This window comes from Cellulomonas sp. NPDC057328 (assembly GCF_042667215.1).
Classification (GTDB): domain Bacteria; phylum Actinomycetota; class Actinomycetes; order Actinomycetales; family Cellulomonadaceae; genus Cellulomonas.
The window spans coordinates 1-18,439 of sequence record NZ_JBHUZW010000076.1; the positions used below are offsets into that span (position 1 = coordinate 1).

Genomic DNA, 18,439 nt, shown 5'->3' on the forward strand with positions numbered 1-18,439 from the left:
CAAGAGGCCGAGGCACCCGGGCGTACGGGCGCCGGCGGCACGACGGGTCACGCCGGAGCGCGGAGGTCGTCCGCGTCCCGGCGTCCGCCGCGGCCGTGCAGGGGTGGCCTGCGACGCCGCGGCGGGGTCCTGGTCGCGTCAGCGCTGGTGACGGTTGACGGCGGAGACGATCGCCTTGAGGGTCGCGGTCGTGATGGACGGGTCGATGCCGACGCCCCAGAGGATGTCGTCGCCGATGGCGCACTCCACGTACGCCGCCGCGGTGGCGTCCCCGCCCGCCGACAGCGCGTGCTCCGCGTAGTCCAGCACCGCGACGTCCACGCCCGAGGCGTTCAGCGCCGCCACGAACGCGGCGACGGGGCCGTTGCCCGTGCCCCGCAGCGTCCGCTCCGCACCGCGGTCGACGACGTCGACCTCGAGGGTGTCGCCGCCGCCCTCCTCGCTGGTGGCACGCGTGCCGCGCAGCGCGAAGCGGCCCCACGGCTCGAGCGGCCCGCCGGGCAGCGCCGGCAGGTACTCGTCGCTGAAGATCGTCCACAGCTCGTCGGCCGTGACCTCCGTGCCGTGCCGGTCCGTGTGCCGCTGCACGACCTGCGAGAACTCGATCTGCAGGCGGCGGGGCAGGTCCAGGTCCCGCTCGGACTTGAGCAGGTACGAGATCCCGCCCTTCCCCGACTGCGAGTTGACGCGGATGATCGCCTCGTAGCTGCGGCCGACGTCCTTGGGGTCGATCGGCAGGTACGGGACCGCCCACTCCGCGTCGGCGACCGGCGTGCCCGCCGCGGCGGCGCGCGCCTCGAGGGCGTCCAGCCCCTTCTTGATGGCGTCCTGGTGCGAGCCGGAGAACGCCGTGAAGACGAGGTCGCCCCCGTACGGGTGCCGCTCGTGCACCGGCATCTGGTTGCAGCGCTCGACGGTGCGGCGGATGCGGTCGATGTCGGAGAAGTCGACCTGCGGGTCGATGCCCTGGCTGAAGAGGTTGAGGCCCAGCGTGACCAGGTCGACGTTGCCGGTGCGCTCGCCGTTGCCGAACAGGCAGCCCTCGATGCGGTCGGCGCCCGCCAGGAACCCGAGCTCCGCCGCCGCGACGGCCGTGCCCCGGTCGTTGTGCGGGTGCAGCGACAGCACGACGCTCTCGCGGTGGTGCAGGTGGCGGCCCATCCACTCGATGGAGTCGGCGTAGACGTTCGGCGTCGCCATCTCCACGGTGGCCGGCAGGTTGACGATCACGGGCCGGTCCGGCGTCGGCTCCAGGACGTCGAGCACCGCGTTGCAGATCCGCACGGCGAACTCGAGCTCGGTGCCCGTGTACGACTCGGGGCTGTACTCGTAGAACACCTCGGTGTCCGGGATCAGCTCCTCGTACTTCTTGCAGAACCGCGCGCCGGACACGGCGATGTCGACGATGCCGTCCTCGTCGGAGCGGAACACGACCTCGCGCTGGAGCACGGACGTCGAGTTGTACAGGTGGACGATCGCCTGCTTCGCGCCGGCCAGCGACTCGTAGGTGCGCTCGATGAGGTGCTCGCGCGCCTGGGTCAGCACCTGGATGACGACGTCGTCGGGGATGCGGTCCTCCTCGATCAGCATCCGGACGAAGTCGAAGTCGGTCTGCGAGGCGGCGGGGAAGCCGACCTCGATCTCCTTGTAGCCCATGCCCACCAGCAGCTCGAACATCTCGAGCTTGCGCGCCGGGCTCATCGGCTCGATCAGGGCCTGGTTGCCGTCACGCAGGTCGACGGCGCACCAGCGGGGCGCCTGCGTCATGCGCCTGCTCGGCCACGTGCGGTCCGGCAGGTCGACGCGGATCTGCTCGTGGAAGGGGCGGTACCGGTGGGACGGCATGCCGGAGGGCTGCTGCGGGTTCCGCTCGGCGCTCGGGGCAGCGCTGGGGGTGACGGTCATCGGGGTGTCCTTCGTCGCGGGTCTCGGCGGGCGGTCAGCCGGGCACGGCGCACTCCGCGACGAGGAGCCGGCCTAGAGGGCCTCGTCGCGGCGACGAAGAAGGAGCGAGCGGTGCGCCACAGGACGACCATACCCCCGCCCCGCCGGGCCGCCGCAACCGCGGACCGGGTGCGCCCCGCGGCGCCGGACCTCAACCGAGGACGACGGCGTCCGTCTCGGTGCGGGCGACGAGCGTACCGCCGACCCCCTCGAGCGACGTGACGCCCGCGGGCAGCGGCACCGACCACACGCGCACGCCGTCGTGCAGGCCGCGCGCCGACAGCGCCCACCGGTCGGCGCCGTCCGGCTCCGCGGCGAGCACGAGGCGCCCGTCGGTCACGGGGGCGAACGGCATGGCCTCCCCCGTCCGGTGCTCCCACAGGGGGGTCCCGTCGCGCGCGTCGACCACCGCCAGCGCCGCGTCGCCCCAGAGCACCACCGCGCCGTCGACGGTCGCCACCGGCGAGTGCGACGTCGCCAGCTCCCAGACGGTCGCGCCGTCCTCCGGGTCGAGCGCCGCCACGCGGTTCCCCAGGTCGGTCAGCAGGACCTCCACCGAGCCGTCGTCCGCCGCGAGCCGCACCGGCACGCCGGGCACGCGCACGCCGCGGCTGCCGTCCCGGTCGTGCAGGTGCGCACCGCCGACCGGCGCCCACGTCGCGAACCGTCCGTCGGGCAGCGGCGCCACGACGAGCTGGCGGCCGGCCGCACCGTGCGCCACCACGCCGCCGGACGCCGCGTCGAGCACCGTGGTCGCCTCGCCGCCCAGCACCACGACGCCGCCGACCACGGAGAGCGCCGGGTCGACGCGCCCGCTGCCCGGCGTGACGAGCACGTCGGCGGAGCGGTGCGACCACAGCACCTCGCCGGCCGCGCCCGTGCGGCGCTCCACGAGCACGCGTCCGTCGGGCTGGACGGTGGCGACGACCAGGTCGTCGGCGACCCGCCGGGCGCCCACGAGGGGGTCCGCCACGTCCCAGCCGCCGAGCCGGCTGCCGTCCGCGGCGTCGAGCGCCACCACCCGCGTCGGCGGCACGGACGCGACCGTCTCGCGCGTGCGGGAGTACACGACCCGCGGCTGCGTCCACCGGCACAGCACGACGGTGCTCCGGGCGGTCCCGGGCGGGCAGCTGACCGCGACCGCGTCGAACCCCGCCGCGCTCGTCTCGACCAGCTCGGCGCCCCACCGGGCCTCGCCGGTGCGCGGGTCGTGCGCCCGCACCTCCCACGTGCCGGTCGCGTCCGAGACCGCGAGGACGTGCCCGCCGGCCGCGAGGACGCCCGTGCGTCCGGCGGCGGGGGCGCGCCAGAGCTCGCCCGGCGGCGCGTCGAGCGGGCGGACGAAGCCCGGCAGGCCCGCGATCGCGTCGGCGCGCGCGGCGGCCGCACGGGTGACGACCTGCGTCGCCACCACGGCCCCCGCGAGGACGACCACCGCCGCCAGCGCGGCGGGCCACCAGCGCGGGACGCCCCACCGGCCGGGCCGCCGACCGGGCACGTCCGTGCCGCCCCGGCGCGGGTCGGCACCCGCCGGCGCCGGCGCGTCCTCGTCGTCGGTGTCGGCGAGCTCGACCAGCTGCATCCGCGCAGCCGGGCGCAGGCCCGTCATGGCAGGACTCTAGGCCCGCGAGGTGCCCTCCGCGCGACGCGCACCCTCCGGGCCCAGGACGTCGGCGACGGACGTGCCCGGCACCGCGACCACGCGCAGCGACCGGTCGCCGAACACGACGACCGCACCCGGGCGCAGGCGCACCGGGTGGTCGACGCGGCAGACGACCTGACCGCCGTCCGGCAGCGTCACGACGGTGCCGTTCGTCGAGCCGCGGTCCGTCACCCACGCGCCCGAGGCGTCGGTGCCGAGCTCGAGGTGCGTCTTGGAGACCGACCGGCCGGGGTCGGTGACCCGCACCACCTGCAGCCCGGGCGCCGGCACGGGGTTGCGTCCCAGCACGGCCGTGCCCCCGACGGTGAGCGTGCGGCCGTCGTCGAGCGTGACCCGTAGCCCCCGCGCCGCACCGCGTCGCGGCGCCGGCACGACGTCCTCGCGCGGCGGTGCGGGCCGCGTCAGCTCGAGCTCCGGCGGCAGGCCGTCGGCGTCGTCGACGGGGGGCGGCGGGACGGGCGTCGCGGCCCGCACCAGCGGGAGCGCGCGCGTGTCGAGGTCCGGCGCGGCGCGCGGCGGGTCGAGCGGCGGCAGCACCAGCCCGCCCGTCGCGGTCGGCACCGAGCGCGGCGCCGGCGGCTCCTGCTCGGGGACCGAGCCGGCCGGCCGGGTGGCCGGGACGCTGCCGCGCGCGCCGGTCCCCGGACCCGACGACGAGCCCGCGGGCGCGGCGCCCGGGCCGGACGCAGGTGCGCCGAGGGCCGCCCACGCCGGACGCGCGGGGCCGGCAGGGGGCGGGGCGCCCGCGTCGGCGGACGGGCCGACCGGGGCCGGGGCGTCGGTGCCGCCGGACGCCAGCGGACCGGACACGGCCATCGGGGTGCCGCCGCCCGCGGCGCCCGGACGGGGCCGCCCGGCACCGGCGAGCAGCACCTCGGCGTCCACGGCGCGGTCGTGCCAGCCGCGGTTGCGCCCCGTGCGGTCCAGCGCCGGCGACACGAGGACCGCCACCTGCCCGACCAGGCACGCGAGCGCACCGGCGGCGACGACGAGCTCGCGCAGCAGCACGCGCAGCAGGCCGACGGGCCGGCGGCTGTGCACGTCGACCGTCCTGACGCCCAGGAGGCGGCGGCCGAGGGTCCAGCCGAGGCGGCCGTGCAGCACCCACTGCGCGAGGGCCAGCAGGGTCGCCAGCACGAGCGAGACGACCGCGCCGACGCCGACCGGCGCCACCACGACGTCCGCGGCGTCCGCGGCCCGCGCGGTGGCGAGCGCGCGGCGCAGCACGTCGAGCGTGAAGGGCGCGAGCAGCAGACCGACCAGCACCTGGTCGACGGCCACGGCGAGGAACCGCCGCCCGAGCGACGCGGGCACGTCCGTGACGTCGCCGTCGCGGGACGGCGCGACGAGGGCGCGGTGGCTCACGACCGGCCCCCGCGGCCGGCCGTCGCGGGGGCGCTCATGCCGTCCGCTCCACGGTGAACGTCACGCCGTCGCCCAGGTCGACGACCTCGTCGGTCGCGACCACGCTCGGCTCGCCGGCGGGCAGCCGGCGCACGCCCTCGCCCGGGCGCGACACGTGCACGCCGTTGGTGGAGTCGAGGTCGGTGACGACGACGTGGTCGCCGTCGAGCCGCACCTCGGCGTGCGTCCGGGAGATGTCCTGGTTCGGGCTCGGCACCGTCACCAGGCGCGGCAGCTCCTTGGCGGTGACGCGCGAGACCTGCGGCGCCCGCCCGAGCAGCACGGCGCGGTCCAGCTCGACGACGAGCCCGGTGGACAGCACCAGCCGCGCGGGCAGCGGGGTCGGCTCCGGCGTCGGGAAGGGCCCTGGCACGGCGTCGTGCGTCCACGCGGGCAGACGGTCGCGGAGCCGCGCGAGGTCGCTCGACAGGATCGTCATGCCGTCGTGGTCGTCGTCGGAGGGGTCGAGCGGGTCCTGCGTGGCGACCGGGGCGGCCACGGGTGCGGCCCACGGGTCGGTCGACGCCGGTGCGGCGGCGGGTGCACCGGGCGCGGCGGCGGGCGGCGCCGGCAGCACGTCGGGCGTCGTCGCCGGCGCGGACCGCCACCAGCCGTCCTCGAGCACGGTGTCCTGCACGTCGTCGTCCGCCGTCGCGTCCGACGACGTGGGGAGGCCGAGGGCGTCGGTGCCACCGCCGGCCGGCGCAGGGTCGAACGGGGCGGCGTCGAGCGGGGCGGGGTCGAGCGGCGCGGGGTCGAGCGGCGCGGGCTCGAGCGGCGCGGGGTCGAGCGGCAGCGCGCTCGGCTCGGTGGGCGCCGCCGCGCCGGGCGCCGCGGGCGGCGGCGGCAGGTCCGGGACCGTCGGCAGCTCCGGCGCGGCCGGGCGGTCCGGGACGGGCGGCAGGTCGTCCGTCGGGAGGGGCGGCAGCGAGGTCGGCCCGGGCTCCGGGGCGGACCCGGACGCCGTCCCCGTCTCGTCGGCAGGCTCGTCGGCGGTCGGCTCGTCGGCAACCGGCTCGACGGCGGCCGTCTCGTCGGCGGGCTGGGCGGCGGCCGTCGTGGGCTCCGGCTCGGCGGTCCCGGCGCGCGTGGGCTCGTCGACCGTGGCAGGGGCGACCTCGGCCACCGGCTCGACCACCGGCACAGCCACCGGCCCAGCCGCCACAGCGTCCGCCTCCGCCATCTCGGAGGAGCGCGAGCCGTCGGCGTCCACCGTCGACGAGCCCGCCGCGCCGTCCGCCGCCACGGCGTGCGCGGCGGCCGTCTCCCCGACGACGCCTGCGCCGCGGCCGCGCCGCACGGCCGCGGCGCGCACGACCCCGCCCAGCAGCGGCCACCACGGCGTCCCGCCGCTCGCGCCCTCGCCGGCGCGCAGCTCGAGCGACGCGACGTCCTCGGCCCGGTGCTCGGTCCACACGGCGTCCTCGCGCGCGGCGAGCACCTGCTCGCCGTCGGCGGTCCGCACCCGCAGCTCGACGGGGCCGCGGAGCACCGCGCGCACCGCGCCGGGGCGGTGCGTCGTCACGATCGCGAACTGCGGCAGCTCCGCGAAGCCGGCCGCCGCCACCACACCGAGCGCGGAGAGCACGTCGCCGCCGTCGCGCGCGACGTCCCACAGCCCGGCCGCGACGTCGGGGCGGGCACCGGGGGCGACGAGGGCGAGGAGACCGTCGGCCGCGACGGCCGTCCACTCCCCCGCGGCGTACTCGTGCGCGGGCGTCGCGTCGTTCATGACCGGTCCTCCTGGACGTGCGGGGTGCGGTGGTGCACGACGGCGTCGTCGTGCGTCGCGTCGGGCAGGCGGGGGGCGCGCGGCAGGGTCGCGCCGTCGAGCATCTCGTCCCAGCCCGACGGGTCGTCCCCGGGGGCCGGGCGCGGGGCGGTGACCTGGAGGTCGTCGGCGCTCGTCACCGTGGCGGCGACGTCGACGACGACCGCGCTCACGTTGTCGCGGCCGCCGTGGGCGAGGGCCTCGCGGACGAGCCGCGCGGCGGCGTCCTGCGGCTGGGCGACCTCCGCGAGGACCGTCGCGATGGCCGCGTCGTCGAGCTCGCGCGTCAGGCCGTCGGTGCAGATGAGGAGGCGGTCGCGCGGACCGGCCGGCAGCAGCCAGAAGTCGGGCTCGGGCGGCTCGCCGGTGCCCAGCGCGCGGGTCAGCACGTGCCGCTCGGGGTGCTGCTGCGCCTGCGCCGGGCCGATCTCCCCCGACTCGAGCAGCTCCTGCACGACCGAGTGGTCGACGCTCACCTGCGCGAGCCGGTCGTCCGCCCAGCGGTACACGCGCGAGTCGCCGACGTTGAACACGAGCCAGTACGACCCGCCGTCGTGCTGCGCGACCGCGGCGCCGGCGACGGTCGTGCCGCCCTGCCGGCCGCCCGTGAACTCGTCGCGGATGCGCGCGGACGTCCGCACGAAGCACGCGTGCACGTCGTCCGCCCCGGCGCTCGACCGCCCCGCGAGCTGCGCGAACTCCTCGACCGCGATGCGGCTCGCGAGGTCGCCCGCGTCGTGCCCGCCCATGCCGTCCGCCACGAGGAAGACCGGGGGGTACGCCAGCAGCGCGTCCTCGTTCACCTCACGGACGCGGCCGCGGTCCGTCGCCGATCCCCACGACGTACGCACAGCACCACCCTTCCCCGCATGTCGTCCTCATCGGCGCACATCGTGCCGTACCTGAGGGGTCCCGCCGTGCCATCACCACGCCGGTGTCAGATGCCCAGCTGGAACACGCCCCAGTACGCGAGCACGACGAGGAGCACGGCGCAGCCCGCGACGACCGTCCACAGCGCGACGGCCCGGACCACGCCGGGCGCCACGGGCACGTCCGCCTCGCGCGCCGACGTCGAGCGCCGCGCCAGCGCGACGGCGGCGACCACCGCGGCGACGCCGAGCAGGCGCACCACGAGCCACCCGCCCTGCACGACCCACGCGTTGCGCTCGTAGTCGAGCGCGAGGCGCGCGACCGAGAGCAGGTACCAGACCATCGCGACGACGGTGAGCGTGGTGGTGGCCGCGAGCACCCCGAGCCGCAGGGCGACGCCCGGTGCGAACCGGTGGCGTGCCTCGGCGGGGACGGCTGCGCCGTCGTCCGCACCGCCCGCCGGCCCCGCACCGTCGCCCGTGGCGCCGCGCCCGTGGCGCGCGAGCGCCGCGACGCCGTGCGCGCCGCGGGACACCCCGACCGAGAGGCCGGCGAGCGCCAGCACCGCGAGCGCGACGACGACCAGCGCGACCATGACCGTGCCGTCGCGCAGCCACCCCGGCTCGGGCACGGGTGCCGCGACGTACGGCTGCGTGGGCTGCGCCCCGGCGGTGCGCGGCGCGGCCTCCGCGGTGCCGGGCAGGCCCAGCACCCACCCGGCGAGGTCCTCGAGGAAGGCGGGGACGACCTCGCCGTCGACGCGGATGCCGTGGTTCGCACCCTCGTAGTAGCGGACCGTCACCGCGGCGTTGCCGGCGGCGGCGACGTCCGAGCGGACCTCCAGGGCGCCCTGCACGATGGGCATCGACGCGTCCCCCGTGCCGTACACGAGGAGCACCGGCTGGTGCATGCGCTGCTGGTACGGGCGGACGTCGAAGTCGACGTACTCGAACCCGCCGCCGGGCATCGACATGCCGACCGCGCGCGGGATCGCGCGGAAGACGCCGTGCGGCACCTGCGTGTTGCGCAGGTACGCGTCGGTGGCGAAGGCGGCCTGCTGCCGCGGCGGCACGACGGGCGCGGAGACGAGCGTGACGAACGCGAGGTCCGGGTCGTCGGCCGCCATGACGGGGGCGATCCAGCCGCCCTCGCTCTCGGCGTAGACGCCGACCCGGTCGGGGTCGACCTCCGGCCGGTCGCGCAGCACCGCCACCGAGCGGGCGTAGTCCGCCGCCATCGCGACGTAGTCGCGGTGCCGCGTCGTGTAGGTGTCGAGGCGCTTGTCCGGCACCAGCGCCGCGACGCCCGACGCGGCCAGCGCGTGCGCCTGCGCGACGAACGCCTGCGTGAACCGCCCCGTGCCGGCCCCGTGCACGAACACGACGCCCGGCACGGGCCCGTCGATCCCGACGGGCAGGCTGAGCCGCGCCTGGACGGTCGCGCCGTCGAGCGCCACCTGGACGACCTCGGTGCGGACGTCGTGGCGCTCCAGCGCCGGCGCGCCGCCGATCGCCGTCGAGGTCGACTCGACGCGCACCGTCTCCGTCATCGGCGCGGGCGACCAGCTCGGGCCGAGCGCGGCGCCGACGACCGCCAGCAGCACGCTGCCCAGCGCGACGCTCGCGACCAGCCGGTACGCCGACGACAGCCGGCTCGTGCTCGTCGTCGCCCGGCGCGCCGCGTGCGTCAGCCGGCGCCAGGCGCCCGAGGCGCTCAGCAGCACGTCAGAAGCCCAGCCGACCGAGCTGCTTGGGGTCCCGCTGCCAGTCCTTCGCGACCTTCACGTGCAGGTCGAGGAACACGCGCGCGCCGAGCAGCGCCTCGATCTGCGTGCGGGCGCGTGTGCCGACGTCGCGCAGGCGGGCGCCGGCACGGCCGATGACGATCGCCTTCTGGCTGTCGCGCTCGACGAACAGGTGCACGCGGACGTCGAGCATCGGCGCGCCGTCGGCGGTCGGCCGCTCGCGCGGCACGATCTCGTCGACGACCACCGCGAGCGAGTGCGGCAGCTCGTCGCGGACGCCCTCGAGCGCGGCCTCGCGGACGAGCTCGGCGACCATGACGTGCTCCGGCTCGTCCGTCAGCTCGCCCTCGGGGTACAGCGCGGGCCCCTCCGGCAGGTGCGACACCAGCACGTCGGTGAGCACGTCGACCTGGTAGCCGCCCTGCGCCGACACCGGGACGATGTCCGCCCAGGTGCCGAGCTGGTCGACCGCGATCAGGTGCTCGGCGAGGCGGCCGCGCGGCACGAGGTCCGTCTTCGTGACGATCGCGACGACGGGCGTCCCCGCCCGGCCCTCGGGCGCGAGGCGCGCGAGCTGCTCGGCGATGTAGCGGTCGCCCGGGCCGATCTTCTGGTCGGCGGGCAGGCAGAAGCCGACGACGTCGACCTCGGTGAGCGTGTCGCGGACGAGGTCGTTGAGCCGCTCGCCCAGCAGCGTGCGCGGGCGGTGCAGCCCCGGGGTGTCGACCAGCACGAGCTGGGCGTCCTCGCGGTGCACGATGCCGCGCACGACGTGCCGCGTCGTCTGCGGCCGGCCGGACGTGATGGCGACCTTCTGCCCCACGAGCGCGTTCGTCAGCGTGGACTTGCCGGCGTTGGGCCGCCCGACGAGGCAGGCGAAACCGGACCGGTGGCTCATCGCGCCCCCTCCGGCTGCCGCTGCTCGCGGTCCACGGCGGTGCCGCGGGCGGGTGTCTGGGTGGCGTCCGTGTCGTCCTCCGGCTCGTGTGCACGCCGCACGACCACCGTCGCGAGGCGCTTGCGTCGACCCTCGACGCGGTCGGCCTGCAGGTGCAGCCCGTGGATCTCGGCCTCCGAGCCCGGCAGCGGGACCTTGCCCAGCGCCTTGGCCAGCAGGCCCGCGGCCGTGTCGACGTCCTCGTCCTCGACGTCGATCCCGAACAGCTCGCCGAGCTCGTCGCGCGCCATCCGCGCGGGCACCCGGTACGCGCCGTCGCCGAGGTCCTCGACGCCGGGCGCGCTGGGGTCGTGCTCGTCGGTGAGCTCGCCGACGATCTCCTCGAGGGCGTCCTCGATCGTGACCAGGCCGGCGATGCCGCCGTACTCGTCGACGACGAGCGCGATGTGGCTGGACCCGTCGCGCAGCTCGCGCAGGAGGTCGTCGACGGGCTTCGACTCCGGCACGAAGACCGCCGGCCGCGCCAGCGACGACGCGGGCGCGTCGAGCGGGTCCTCGCCGTCGTGCGCGCCGTGCGGGCGGATGCGGCGCACGACGTCCTTCAGGTAGAGGACGCCGACGAGGTCGTCGACCGACTCCCCCACGACCGGCACGCGGGAGAAGCCGGACCGCAGCAGCAGCGCCAGCGCCTTGTGCAGCGGGGTGTCCGCGTGCGTCGTGATCATGTCCGTGCGCGGCACCATGACCTCGCGCGTCAGCGTGTCGCCGAGCTCGAGCACCGAGCGGAACATCTCCCGCTCGGCGTCCTCGATCGCCTCGGACTCGCTGACCCGCTCGACCATGTCGCGCAGCTCGGCGTCGTCCGCCTCGTCGGTCGACCCGGCCGGCACGGCGCGTCGCCCGACACCCCCAGCGAGCGCGGTGGTGACGAGCAGCAGGCGGGACAGGGCCGCGAGCACGCCCACCGGGTGGCGGCGCGCGGTGCTGCGCGGGCTCACGCGCACCAGCAGGAACGCCACGACCGCGCACGCGGCGACGGCGAGCAGCGCGGTGGCCCACCACGAGAGGCTGCCCGCGCTGATCGCGAGCGTGATGGAGACGGTCGCCGTCATCTCGGCGAGCAGGCGCACGAACGACGCGGCCTGGGCGACGCGCGTCGGGTCCTCGACGAGGCGGCGCACACGCGCGGCGGCGCCGTGCTGCTCGGCCTCGAGGTCGGCGACGCGGCCGCGCGTCACGCGCAGGACCGCGACCTCCCCGGCCGACAGCGCGGCGGCCAGGAGGATCCCCACGATCGCGACCGTGACCAGGAGGGCGACGGGCACGTCGCTCATCGGCCCGCCAGGAACGTCAGCAGCAGTCTGCGCTGCAGGGCGAACATCTCCTTCTCCTCGTCCGGCTCGGCGTGGTCGTAGCCGAGCAGGTGCAGGATGCCGTGGGTGGTGAGCAGGAGCATCTCCTCCACCGCCGAGTGGCCCGCCGCGCGCGCCTGGGTGGCGGCGACCTCCGGGCACAGCACGACGTCGCCGAGCACGCCCGGGCCCGTGGGCTCGCCCTCGCGCCCCGGCCGCAGCTCGTCCATCGGGAACGACAGCACGTCGGTCGGGCCCGGCTCGTCCATCCAGCGCACGTGCAGGTCGCTCATCGTGGGCGTGTCGACGAACCGCACGAACAGGTCGGCCTGCGGGTGCACGTGCATGGCGTCGAGCACGTAGCGCCCGAGCGCGGCGAACTCCGCCTCGTCGACCTCGTGGCCGGACTCGTTGCTGACCTCGATGCTCATGCGTGGTCCCACCGCGCGTAGGCGTCGATGATCTGCCCGACGAGCCGGTGCCGGACGACGTCCGACGACGAGAGCCGGCAGAACGCCACGTCGTCGACGTCGCCGAGGATGCTCTCGACCACGCGCAGGCCGGACGTCGTGCCCGACGGCAGGTCGGTCTGCGTGACGTCGCCCGTGACGACGACCTTCGAGCCGAACCCCAGGCGGGTGAGGAACATCTTCATCTGCTCGGTCGAGGTGTTCTGCGCCTCGTCGAGGATGATGAACGCGTCGTTGAGCGTCCTCCCTCGCATGTACGCGAGGGGCGCGACCTCGATGGTCCCGGCCTCCATGAGCCGCGGGATCGACTCGGGGTCGACCATGTCGTGCAGCGCGTCGTACAGCGGCCGCAGGTAGGGGTCGATCTTCTCCGAGAGCGTCCCGGGCAGGAAGCCGAGCCGCTCGCCGGCCTCGACGGCGGGGCGCGTCAGGACGATGCGGTTGACGCGGCGCGCCTGCAGCGACTGCACCGCCTTCGCCATCGCGAGGTACGTCTTGCCGGTGCCGGCGGGACCGATGCCGAACGTGACGGTGTTCCGCTCGATCGCGTCGACGTACTCCTTCTGCCCCGCGGTCTTAGGCCGGATCGTGCGCCCGCGCGTGGACAGGATGTTGAACGTCAGGACGTCGGCGGGGCGCGCGTCGGAGCCGGCGGTCAGCATCGCGACGGAGCGCGTGACGACCTCGGGGCTCAGCGGCGTGCCGGCGGCCGCCATCTCGACGAGCTCGTCGACGAGGCGGGTGACGAGACCGACGTCGCCGGCCGGGCCGGCGAGCGTGATCTCGTTGCCGCGGACGTGCACGTCCACGGTGCGGAAGCCGTCCTCGACGGCGCGCAGCACCTCGTCGCGCAGGCCGAGCAGCTCCACCATCGACACCTCGGCGGGGACGGTGATGCGGTGCTCGACGCGCGCGTGGTGCGGCTCGTCGGGGACGCGGGGTGCGGGGCTGGAGTCGGCCATGTGCTCGGCGGGCGCCGTGCGCTCCTTCGCTCGTGCGGCGTGCCGGGCGCGCAGCTGCGTCCCGGCCGGCCGCGCGGGGACACCGTGGGCCTGCGCCCATCCTACCGAGGCCGCCGCGCGCACTCGCCGCCCGGACGCGGATCCGGCGGCGCCCGTCGCGCGAGCGGCGACCGCCGTCCGGTCAGCCCCAGCGGCCGAGCCGCTGCGCGAGCAGGGCGAGGGCCACCGGTCCGGCCGTGGACGTGCGCAGCACGTGCGGGCCCAGCCGCGCCGTCACGGCGCCGGCCTCGAGCAGGCCGTCGAGCTCGCGTGCGCCGATCCCGCCCTCTGGCCCCACGACGACGAGCACGTCGCCGGCGGCGGGCAGCGCCACCCCGGCGAGCGGCGTCGTCGCCTCCTCGTGCAGGACCAGCGCGGAGCCGCCCGCCTCCCGGGTGCGCCGCACGAGCGCGCGCAGCCCGGCGCCGTCGACGGCCTGCGCGACCTCGGGCGCCCGCGCCCGGCGGGACTGCTTGGTCGCCGCCCGGACCGTGCCGACCCAGCGGGCCCGGCTCTTGGCGGCCCGGTCGCCGCGCCACACGACGATCGACCGCTCCGCCTGCCACGGCACCACCGCGTCGGCGCCGACCTCGGTGGCCGCCTCGACCGCCATCTCGTCCCGGTCGCCCTTGGCGAGCGCCTGCACCAGCACGAGCCGCGGCGACGGCTCGTCCTCCACGACGACGTCCTCCACCGCGAGGCGCACCCCCTCGGGGCCGACCGCGCGGACCGTCCCGAGGAGCCGCACGCCCGCGCCGTCCACCACGTCGACCCGCTCGCCCGGCGCGCGCCGCTGCACCACGCCCGCGTGCCGGCCCTCCGTGCCGTCGAGGAGGAACTCCCCGCCGGCCGCGACGTCCGCGAGCGCGCCGGGCTCGACGAGGAAGACGGGTGCGCTCACCGGCCCGCGAGCTTGTCGCGCAGCTTGGCGAACACGCCGGGGTTGGCGGCCGACAGGCGCGCGTCCGGGCGCTCCTCGCCGCGCAGCCCGGCGAGCCGCCGCAGCAGCTCCGCCTGCTCGTCGTCGAGGGCCGTCGGCACGTGCACGTCGACGTGGACGTGCAGGTCGCCGCGGCCACCGACGTGCAGGTGGCCGACGCCGAGCCCCTTGAGCGTGACGACCTGACCGGGCTGCGTGCCCGGCCGCAGGTCCACCTCGCGCGGGCCGTCGAGGGTCTCCATGCTGAGCACCGTGCCGAGCGCCGCCGCCGTCATCGGCACCTCGAGGGTCGCGTGCAGGTCGTCGCCCTTGCGCACGAACGTGTCGTGCCGGCGCTCGCGGATCTCGAGGTAGACGTCGCCGGCCGGGCCGCCGGCGGGGCCGACCTCGCCCTGGCCGGTGAGCTTGATGCGCGTGCCGGTGTCGACGCCCGCGGGCACGTCGACCGACAGGGTGCGGCGCGAGCGGACGCGGCCCTCGCCGGCGCACTCCGTGCACGGCTCCGGGATGACGGTGCCGAAGCCGTGGCACGCGGCGCACGGCTGCGTCGTCATGACCTGGCCGAGGAACGACCGCGCGACGCGCTGCACGGACCCGCGGCCGCCGCAGACCTCGCAGGTGCGCGGCGACGTGCCGGGGCGGCAGCACGTGCCGCCGCACGTGGGGCAGAGCACGGCCGTGTCGACCTGCACCTCGCGGTGCGCGCCGAAGGTCGTCTCCGCCAGGTCCACGTCGAGGCGCACGAGCGCGTCCTGCCCGCGGCGCGCGCGCGGCATCGGGCCGCGGGGCGCGCCCGGGCCTCCCGCGCCGAAGAACGTCTCGAAGATGTCCTGGAAGCCGAAGCCGCCCCCCATGCCGCCACCGGGCGACGCCGGGTCGGCGCCCATGTCGTACGCGCGCCGCTTCTCGGGGTTGCCGAGCACGTCGTAGGCGCGTGAGACGTCCTTGAACCGCTCCTCGGCGGCCGGGTCGGAGCCCGCGACGTCGGGGTGCAGCTCGCGGGCGAGCTTGCGGTACGCCTTCTTGACCTGCTCCGGGGTGGCGTCGCGCGCGACGCCGAGGATCTCGTAGTAGTCCGTCACGTGGGGTGCTCTTCGCTTCCTGCTCGTCGGGGGGCCGTCGGATGGGGTCGGCCCTGCCGGTCAGCCGGCGAGGATGCGCGTGAGGTAGCGGGCCACGGCCCGCACCGCCGACATCGTCCCGGGGTAGTCCATGCGCAGCGGCCCCACGGAGCCGAGCACGGCCACGCCGCCCTCCGCGCCGTAGCCGCTCGTCACGATGCTCGTCTCCGCGAGCCCTTCGTGCTGCGTCTCGCGCCCGATGCGCACCGCGACGCCGGCGGTGTCCTCCGCCATCTCCGAGAGCAGACGCAGGAGCACGACCTGCTCCTCCAGCGCCTCGAGGACGGGGCCGATCGTGTGCGGGAAGTCCGCACCGGCGCTGCGGGCGAGGTGCGAGGCGCCCGCGACGACGACGCGCTCCTCGCGCTCCTGCGCGAGGGTCTCCCCGACCACCGCCACGACCGCACGCGCGAGCGCCGAGCCGTCGGCCGCGAACTCCGAGGCGAACTCCTCCGCGAGCGCGTCGAGCGCGACGTCGAGGTCCGGGAGGCGCAGGCCCGCGGCCGCGACGTTGAGCCGGACGCGCAGCCGCGCGACCACCGCCTCGTCGACGTCCTCCCGCAGCTCGAGCGTGCGCTGCTCGACCCGGCCGGTGGTGGTGATGATGACGACCAGCAGGTGCCGGGCGCCGACGGGCACCAGCTCGACGTGCCGCAGCGCCGAGCGCCGCAGCGACGGGTACTGCACGACCGCGACCTGCTGCGTGAGCTGCGCGAGCAGCCGGACCGCGCGGTCGATGACGTCGTCGAGGTCCACCGCCTGCTCGAGCAGCGTGCCGATCGCCCGCTTCTCGGCCGCGGACAGCGGCTTGACGCCCGAGAGCCGGTCCACGAAGACCCGGTAGCCGAGGTCGGTGGGCACGCGCCCCGCGGAGGTGTGCGGCTGCACGATGAGCCCGGCGTCCTCGAGCGCGGCCATGTCGTTGCGGATCGTCGCGGGCGACACCCCGAGCGCGTGGCGCTCCGTGAGCGCGCGCGAGCCCACGGGCTCGCGCGTGGCGACGTAGTCCTCGACGATCGCGCGCAGGACGTCCAGCCGACGGTCCTCGCTCATGGCCCCTCCTCCCGTGCGTCGCGGGTCCGCTCCCGGTGCTCCACGCCCGGGGCGACGCCCCGGGGGTAGCACTCGACGAGCGCGAGTGCCAATTCTACGCCGAGCCGCGCGGCGCCGGCACGGCACGCCGCGGCGGGCGGCTACCGTGCCCGCGTGAGCCACGACCGCTACGGCCCCGACGTCCTGTCCGCCGGCCCGACCCGGCATCACCGTCCCGCGCGCACGTCGCGGGACCAGCCCGCCGAGACGGGGCTGGTCGTCGAGGACGTCGAGACCGGGTGGGTGGGCGCGGTGGTGCGCGTGGAGAAGTCCGGCGGCCAGCACGTGGTCGTGCTGGAGGACCGCCGCGGCCGCACGCGCACGTTCACGCTCGGCCCCGGGTTCTGGGTGGACGGCGAGCCCGTCGTGCTCGTCCCGCCCGTGACCCGCGCGGCGCCCGCGCGGCCGGCCCGCACGGCGTCCGGGTCCGTCGCCGTGCACGACGCCCGGGCGCGCGTCGCCCGGGGCAGCCGCATCTGGGTGGAGGGCAAGCACGACGCCGAGCTCGTCGAGAAGGTGTGGGGCGACGACCTGCGCGTCGAGGGCGTCGTCGTCGAGCTGCTCGAGGGCGTCGACCACCTCGCCGACGCGGTGCGCGACTTCCGCCCGACGGCGGACCGGCGCATCGGCGTGCTCGTGGACCACCTGGTGCCCGGCTCGAAGGAGAGCCGGATCGCCGCCGAGGTCGTCCGGTCCGCACCCGCCGGCACGGTGCTCGTGCTCGGGCACCCGTACGTCGACGTGTGGCAGGCGGTGCGCCCCGAGCGGCTCGGCCTGACCGCGTGGCCGACGATCGAGCGCGGCACCGAGTGGAAGCGCGGCATCCTGCGCGAGCTCGGGTGGCCGGCGGACGACCAGGCCGACGTCGCCCGCGCGTGGGTGCGGATCCTGCGGTCGGTGCGCAGCTACGCCGACCTCGAGCCGAGCCTGCTCGGGCGGGTCGAGGAGCTCATCGACTTCGTGACGGCCTGACGCCCCGTCGCCCGGCACGACGACGCCCCCGCCGGTCGGCGGGGGCGTCGTCGTCACGGCACGGCACGTCGCGAGGCGTCGCGTCGCGCGCCCGGCACGTCAGGGCGCGACGACGCCGCCCGTCAGCCGGCGGAACGCGTACGCCGAGATGAGGATCGCGACCGGCGTGCCCACGAGGGCGCCCACGCCGCACACCGCCGCCCCCGCGGCCGACACGAGCCACGCCACGAGCACGACGAGGATCGACGTGCCGATCTCGCGCGTCTGCACGGTCACGCTCGAGCGGATCGCGTCGATCGCGCCCTGCCCGCGGTCCACCACGAAGTGCACGGCGAAGAAGACGAGGTACACGACCGCGAGCAGCAGCACCGGTCCGAGGAGCGGCACCCAGCCCACCAGGAGGTACGCGACCGTCATCAGCAGGCCGACCACGAACACCGGCCCGGCGTGGGAGAGGTCGAACATGTCGCCCACGGTCACCTGACGGCCGTCCGCGACCTTGAGGGCCGCCCGGACGTACGCCGCCAGCCACAGCGCCGACAGCAGGACCGTCAGCGCACCGAGCACGAGGCCGCCCACGCCGAAGCCGATCGCCGAGAGCGCGCCGGCGCCGCCGTCCGCGTCCTGCGCGAGCGCACCGAAGCCGCCGAACGCGATCGAGGCCAGCAGCACGACGAGGAAGATCCCCACCGCCCACGCGATCCCGCCCACCACGAACGCGACCCAGTTCTGCCCGAACTTGGTGAACGCCCACGACAGGCTCGCGCCCACGTCGACCGCCGGCGGCCGCGGGGCGCCCGCGTAGGGCTGGCCGTGGGGCGCACCGGGCTGCCCGTACGGCTGCCCGGGCGGGACGTACCCGCCGGGCGGCGGCGGGTACGCGCCGCCCGGCGCGCCGTACCCCGGCTGCCCGTACCCCGGCTGGCCCTGCCCCGGCTGGCCCTGCCCCGGCTGCCCGTACGCGGGCGGGGGCGGGTAGGCGCCCCCTGGCGGCGGGCCGTACGGCGACGCCGGCGGCTGCCCCGGCGCGGGGGGCGGGTACGCGCCGCCGGGCTGTCCCTGGCCGGGCGGCGGGGGCGCGCCGCCCGCCTCGGCGCCCGGCGGCGGGGCGCCCGGCTGCTCGGGCATGCGCGGGGTCGCCGGGCCCCCGGGCGCCCCGTGCGCCCACGCCGGGCCGCGAGCCCGCACGGGCGAAGC

The 18,439-nt window shown here is 76.8% G+C and carries 14 protein-coding genes and 1 pseudogene; 1 reads left to right on the forward strand and 14 read right to left on the reverse strand.

The window, feature by feature from the left end; all coding sequences use genetic code 11:
- Positions 1 to 138: 138 nt before the first annotated feature.
- The 13 genes from leuA to hrcA all read right to left on the reverse strand — a co-directional run bounded on the left by leuA (position 139) and on the right by hrcA (position 16,231).
- A complete protein-coding gene (gene leuA, locus ACFUMH_RS13305; protein ID WP_378206154.1) occupies positions 139 to 1,905 on the reverse strand; it encodes a 2-isopropylmalate synthase in 1,767 nt (588 codons plus the stop codon).
- Positions 1,906 to 2,095: 190 nt separating this feature from the next.
- A complete protein-coding gene (locus ACFUMH_RS13310; RefSeq protein WP_378206157.1) occupies positions 2,096 to 3,553 on the reverse strand; it encodes a PQQ-binding-like beta-propeller repeat protein in 1,458 nt (485 codons plus the stop codon).
- 9 nt (positions 3,554 to 3,562) lie between these two features.
- On the reverse strand, positions 3,563 to 4,972 hold the full coding sequence (locus tag ACFUMH_RS13315; protein ID WP_378206160.1) for an RDD family protein: 1,410 nt from the start codon (positions 4,970 to 4,972) through the stop codon (positions 3,563 to 3,565).
- A gap of 34 nt (positions 4,973 to 5,006) precedes the next feature.
- A complete protein-coding gene (locus ACFUMH_RS13320) occupies positions 5,007 to 6,743 on the reverse strand; it encodes an FHA domain-containing protein (RefSeq protein ID WP_378206163.1) in 1,737 nt (578 codons plus the stop codon).
- A complete protein-coding gene (locus tag ACFUMH_RS13325) occupies positions 6,740 to 7,633 on the reverse strand; it encodes a PP2C family protein-serine/threonine phosphatase (protein WP_378206167.1) in 894 nt (297 codons plus the stop codon). Before ACFUMH_RS13325 ends, ACFUMH_RS13320 begins: the two co-directional genes overlap by 4 nt.
- A gap of 86 nt (positions 7,634 to 7,719) precedes the next feature.
- Positions 7,720 to 9,375 (reverse strand): alpha/beta hydrolase family protein, encoded by a 1,656-nt coding sequence (locus tag ACFUMH_RS13330; RefSeq protein WP_378206170.1) that lies wholly within the window; start codon positions 9,373 to 9,375, stop codon positions 7,720 to 7,722.
- 1 nt (position 9,376) lies between these two features.
- Complete coding sequence (gene era / locus ACFUMH_RS13335; RefSeq protein ID WP_378206173.1) at positions 9,377 to 10,294, reverse strand: GTPase Era; 918 nt, start codon at positions 10,292 to 10,294, stop codon at positions 9,377 to 9,379.
- Positions 10,291 to 11,628, reverse strand: coding sequence for a hemolysin family protein (locus ACFUMH_RS13340; RefSeq protein WP_378206176.1), 1,338 nt, complete (start codon positions 11,626 to 11,628; stop codon positions 10,291 to 10,293). The genes era and ACFUMH_RS13340 overlap by 4 nt, the downstream gene beginning before the upstream one ends.
- Entirely contained in the window at positions 11,625 to 12,077 is a 453-nt protein-coding gene (gene ybeY / locus ACFUMH_RS13345) for an rRNA maturation RNase YbeY (protein ID WP_378206179.1), read from the reverse strand. The genes ACFUMH_RS13340 and ybeY overlap by 4 nt, the downstream gene beginning before the upstream one ends.
- Entirely contained in the window at positions 12,074 to 13,078 is a 1,005-nt protein-coding gene (locus ACFUMH_RS13350) for a PhoH family protein (protein WP_378206182.1), read from the reverse strand. Before ACFUMH_RS13350 ends, ybeY begins: the two co-directional genes overlap by 4 nt.
- 181 nt (positions 13,079 to 13,259) lie before the next feature.
- Complete coding sequence (locus tag ACFUMH_RS13355; RefSeq protein ID WP_378206185.1) at positions 13,260 to 14,018, reverse strand: 16S rRNA (uracil(1498)-N(3))-methyltransferase; 759 nt, start codon at positions 14,016 to 14,018, stop codon at positions 13,260 to 13,262.
- Positions 14,015 to 15,139, reverse strand: coding sequence for a molecular chaperone DnaJ (gene dnaJ / locus ACFUMH_RS13360; RefSeq protein WP_378206188.1), 1,125 nt, complete (start codon positions 15,137 to 15,139; stop codon positions 14,015 to 14,017). The genes ACFUMH_RS13355 and dnaJ overlap by 4 nt, the downstream gene beginning before the upstream one ends.
- A 60-nt stretch (positions 15,140 to 15,199) precedes the next feature.
- A complete protein-coding gene (gene hrcA / locus ACFUMH_RS13365) occupies positions 15,200 to 16,231 on the reverse strand; it encodes a heat-inducible transcriptional repressor HrcA (protein WP_378206191.1) in 1,032 nt (343 codons plus the stop codon).
- 153 nt (positions 16,232 to 16,384) lie between these two features.
- Between hrcA and ACFUMH_RS13370 the strand changes: the two genes are divergently transcribed.
- On the forward strand, positions 16,385 to 17,242 hold the full coding sequence (locus tag ACFUMH_RS13370; protein WP_378206194.1) for a DUF3097 domain-containing protein: 858 nt from the start codon (positions 16,385 to 16,387) through the stop codon (positions 17,240 to 17,242).
- A 99-nt stretch (positions 17,243 to 17,341) separates the two neighbouring features.
- Here ACFUMH_RS13370 and ACFUMH_RS13375 read toward each other — a convergent pair.
- A pseudogene (locus ACFUMH_RS13375) lies at positions 17,342 to 18,439 on the reverse strand (hypothetical protein); the annotation flags it as partial.

Excerpts from the sequence above, each read along its gene's own strand:
- leuA (WP_378206154.1), bottom strand. The coding sequence starts at position 1,905 with ATGACCGTCACCCCCAGCGCTGCCCCGAGCGCCGAGCGGAACCCGCAG.
- ACFUMH_RS13310 (WP_378206157.1), bottom strand. The coding sequence starts at position 3,553 with ATGACGGGCCTGCGCCCGGCTGCGCGGATGCAGCTGGTCGAGCTCGCC.
- ACFUMH_RS13320 (WP_378206163.1), bottom strand. The coding sequence starts at position 6,743 with ATGAACGACGCGACGCCCGCGCACGAGTACGCCGCGGGGGAGTGGACG.
- era (WP_378206173.1), bottom strand. The coding sequence starts at position 10,294 with ATGAGCCACCGGTCCGGTTTCGCCTGCCTCGTCGGGCGGCCCAACGCC.
- ACFUMH_RS13340 (WP_378206176.1), bottom strand. The coding sequence starts at position 11,628 with ATGAGCGACGTGCCCGTCGCCCTCCTGGTCACGGTCGCGATCGTGGGG.
- ybeY (WP_378206179.1), bottom strand. The coding sequence starts at position 12,077 with ATGAGCATCGAGGTCAGCAACGAGTCCGGCCACGAGGTCGACGAGGCG.
- ACFUMH_RS13350 (WP_378206182.1), bottom strand. The coding sequence starts at position 13,078 with ATGGCCGACTCCAGCCCCGCACCCCGCGTCCCCGACGAGCCGCACCAC.
- hrcA (WP_378206191.1), bottom strand. The coding sequence starts at position 16,231 with ATGAGCGAGGACCGTCGGCTGGACGTCCTGCGCGCGATCGTCGAGGAC.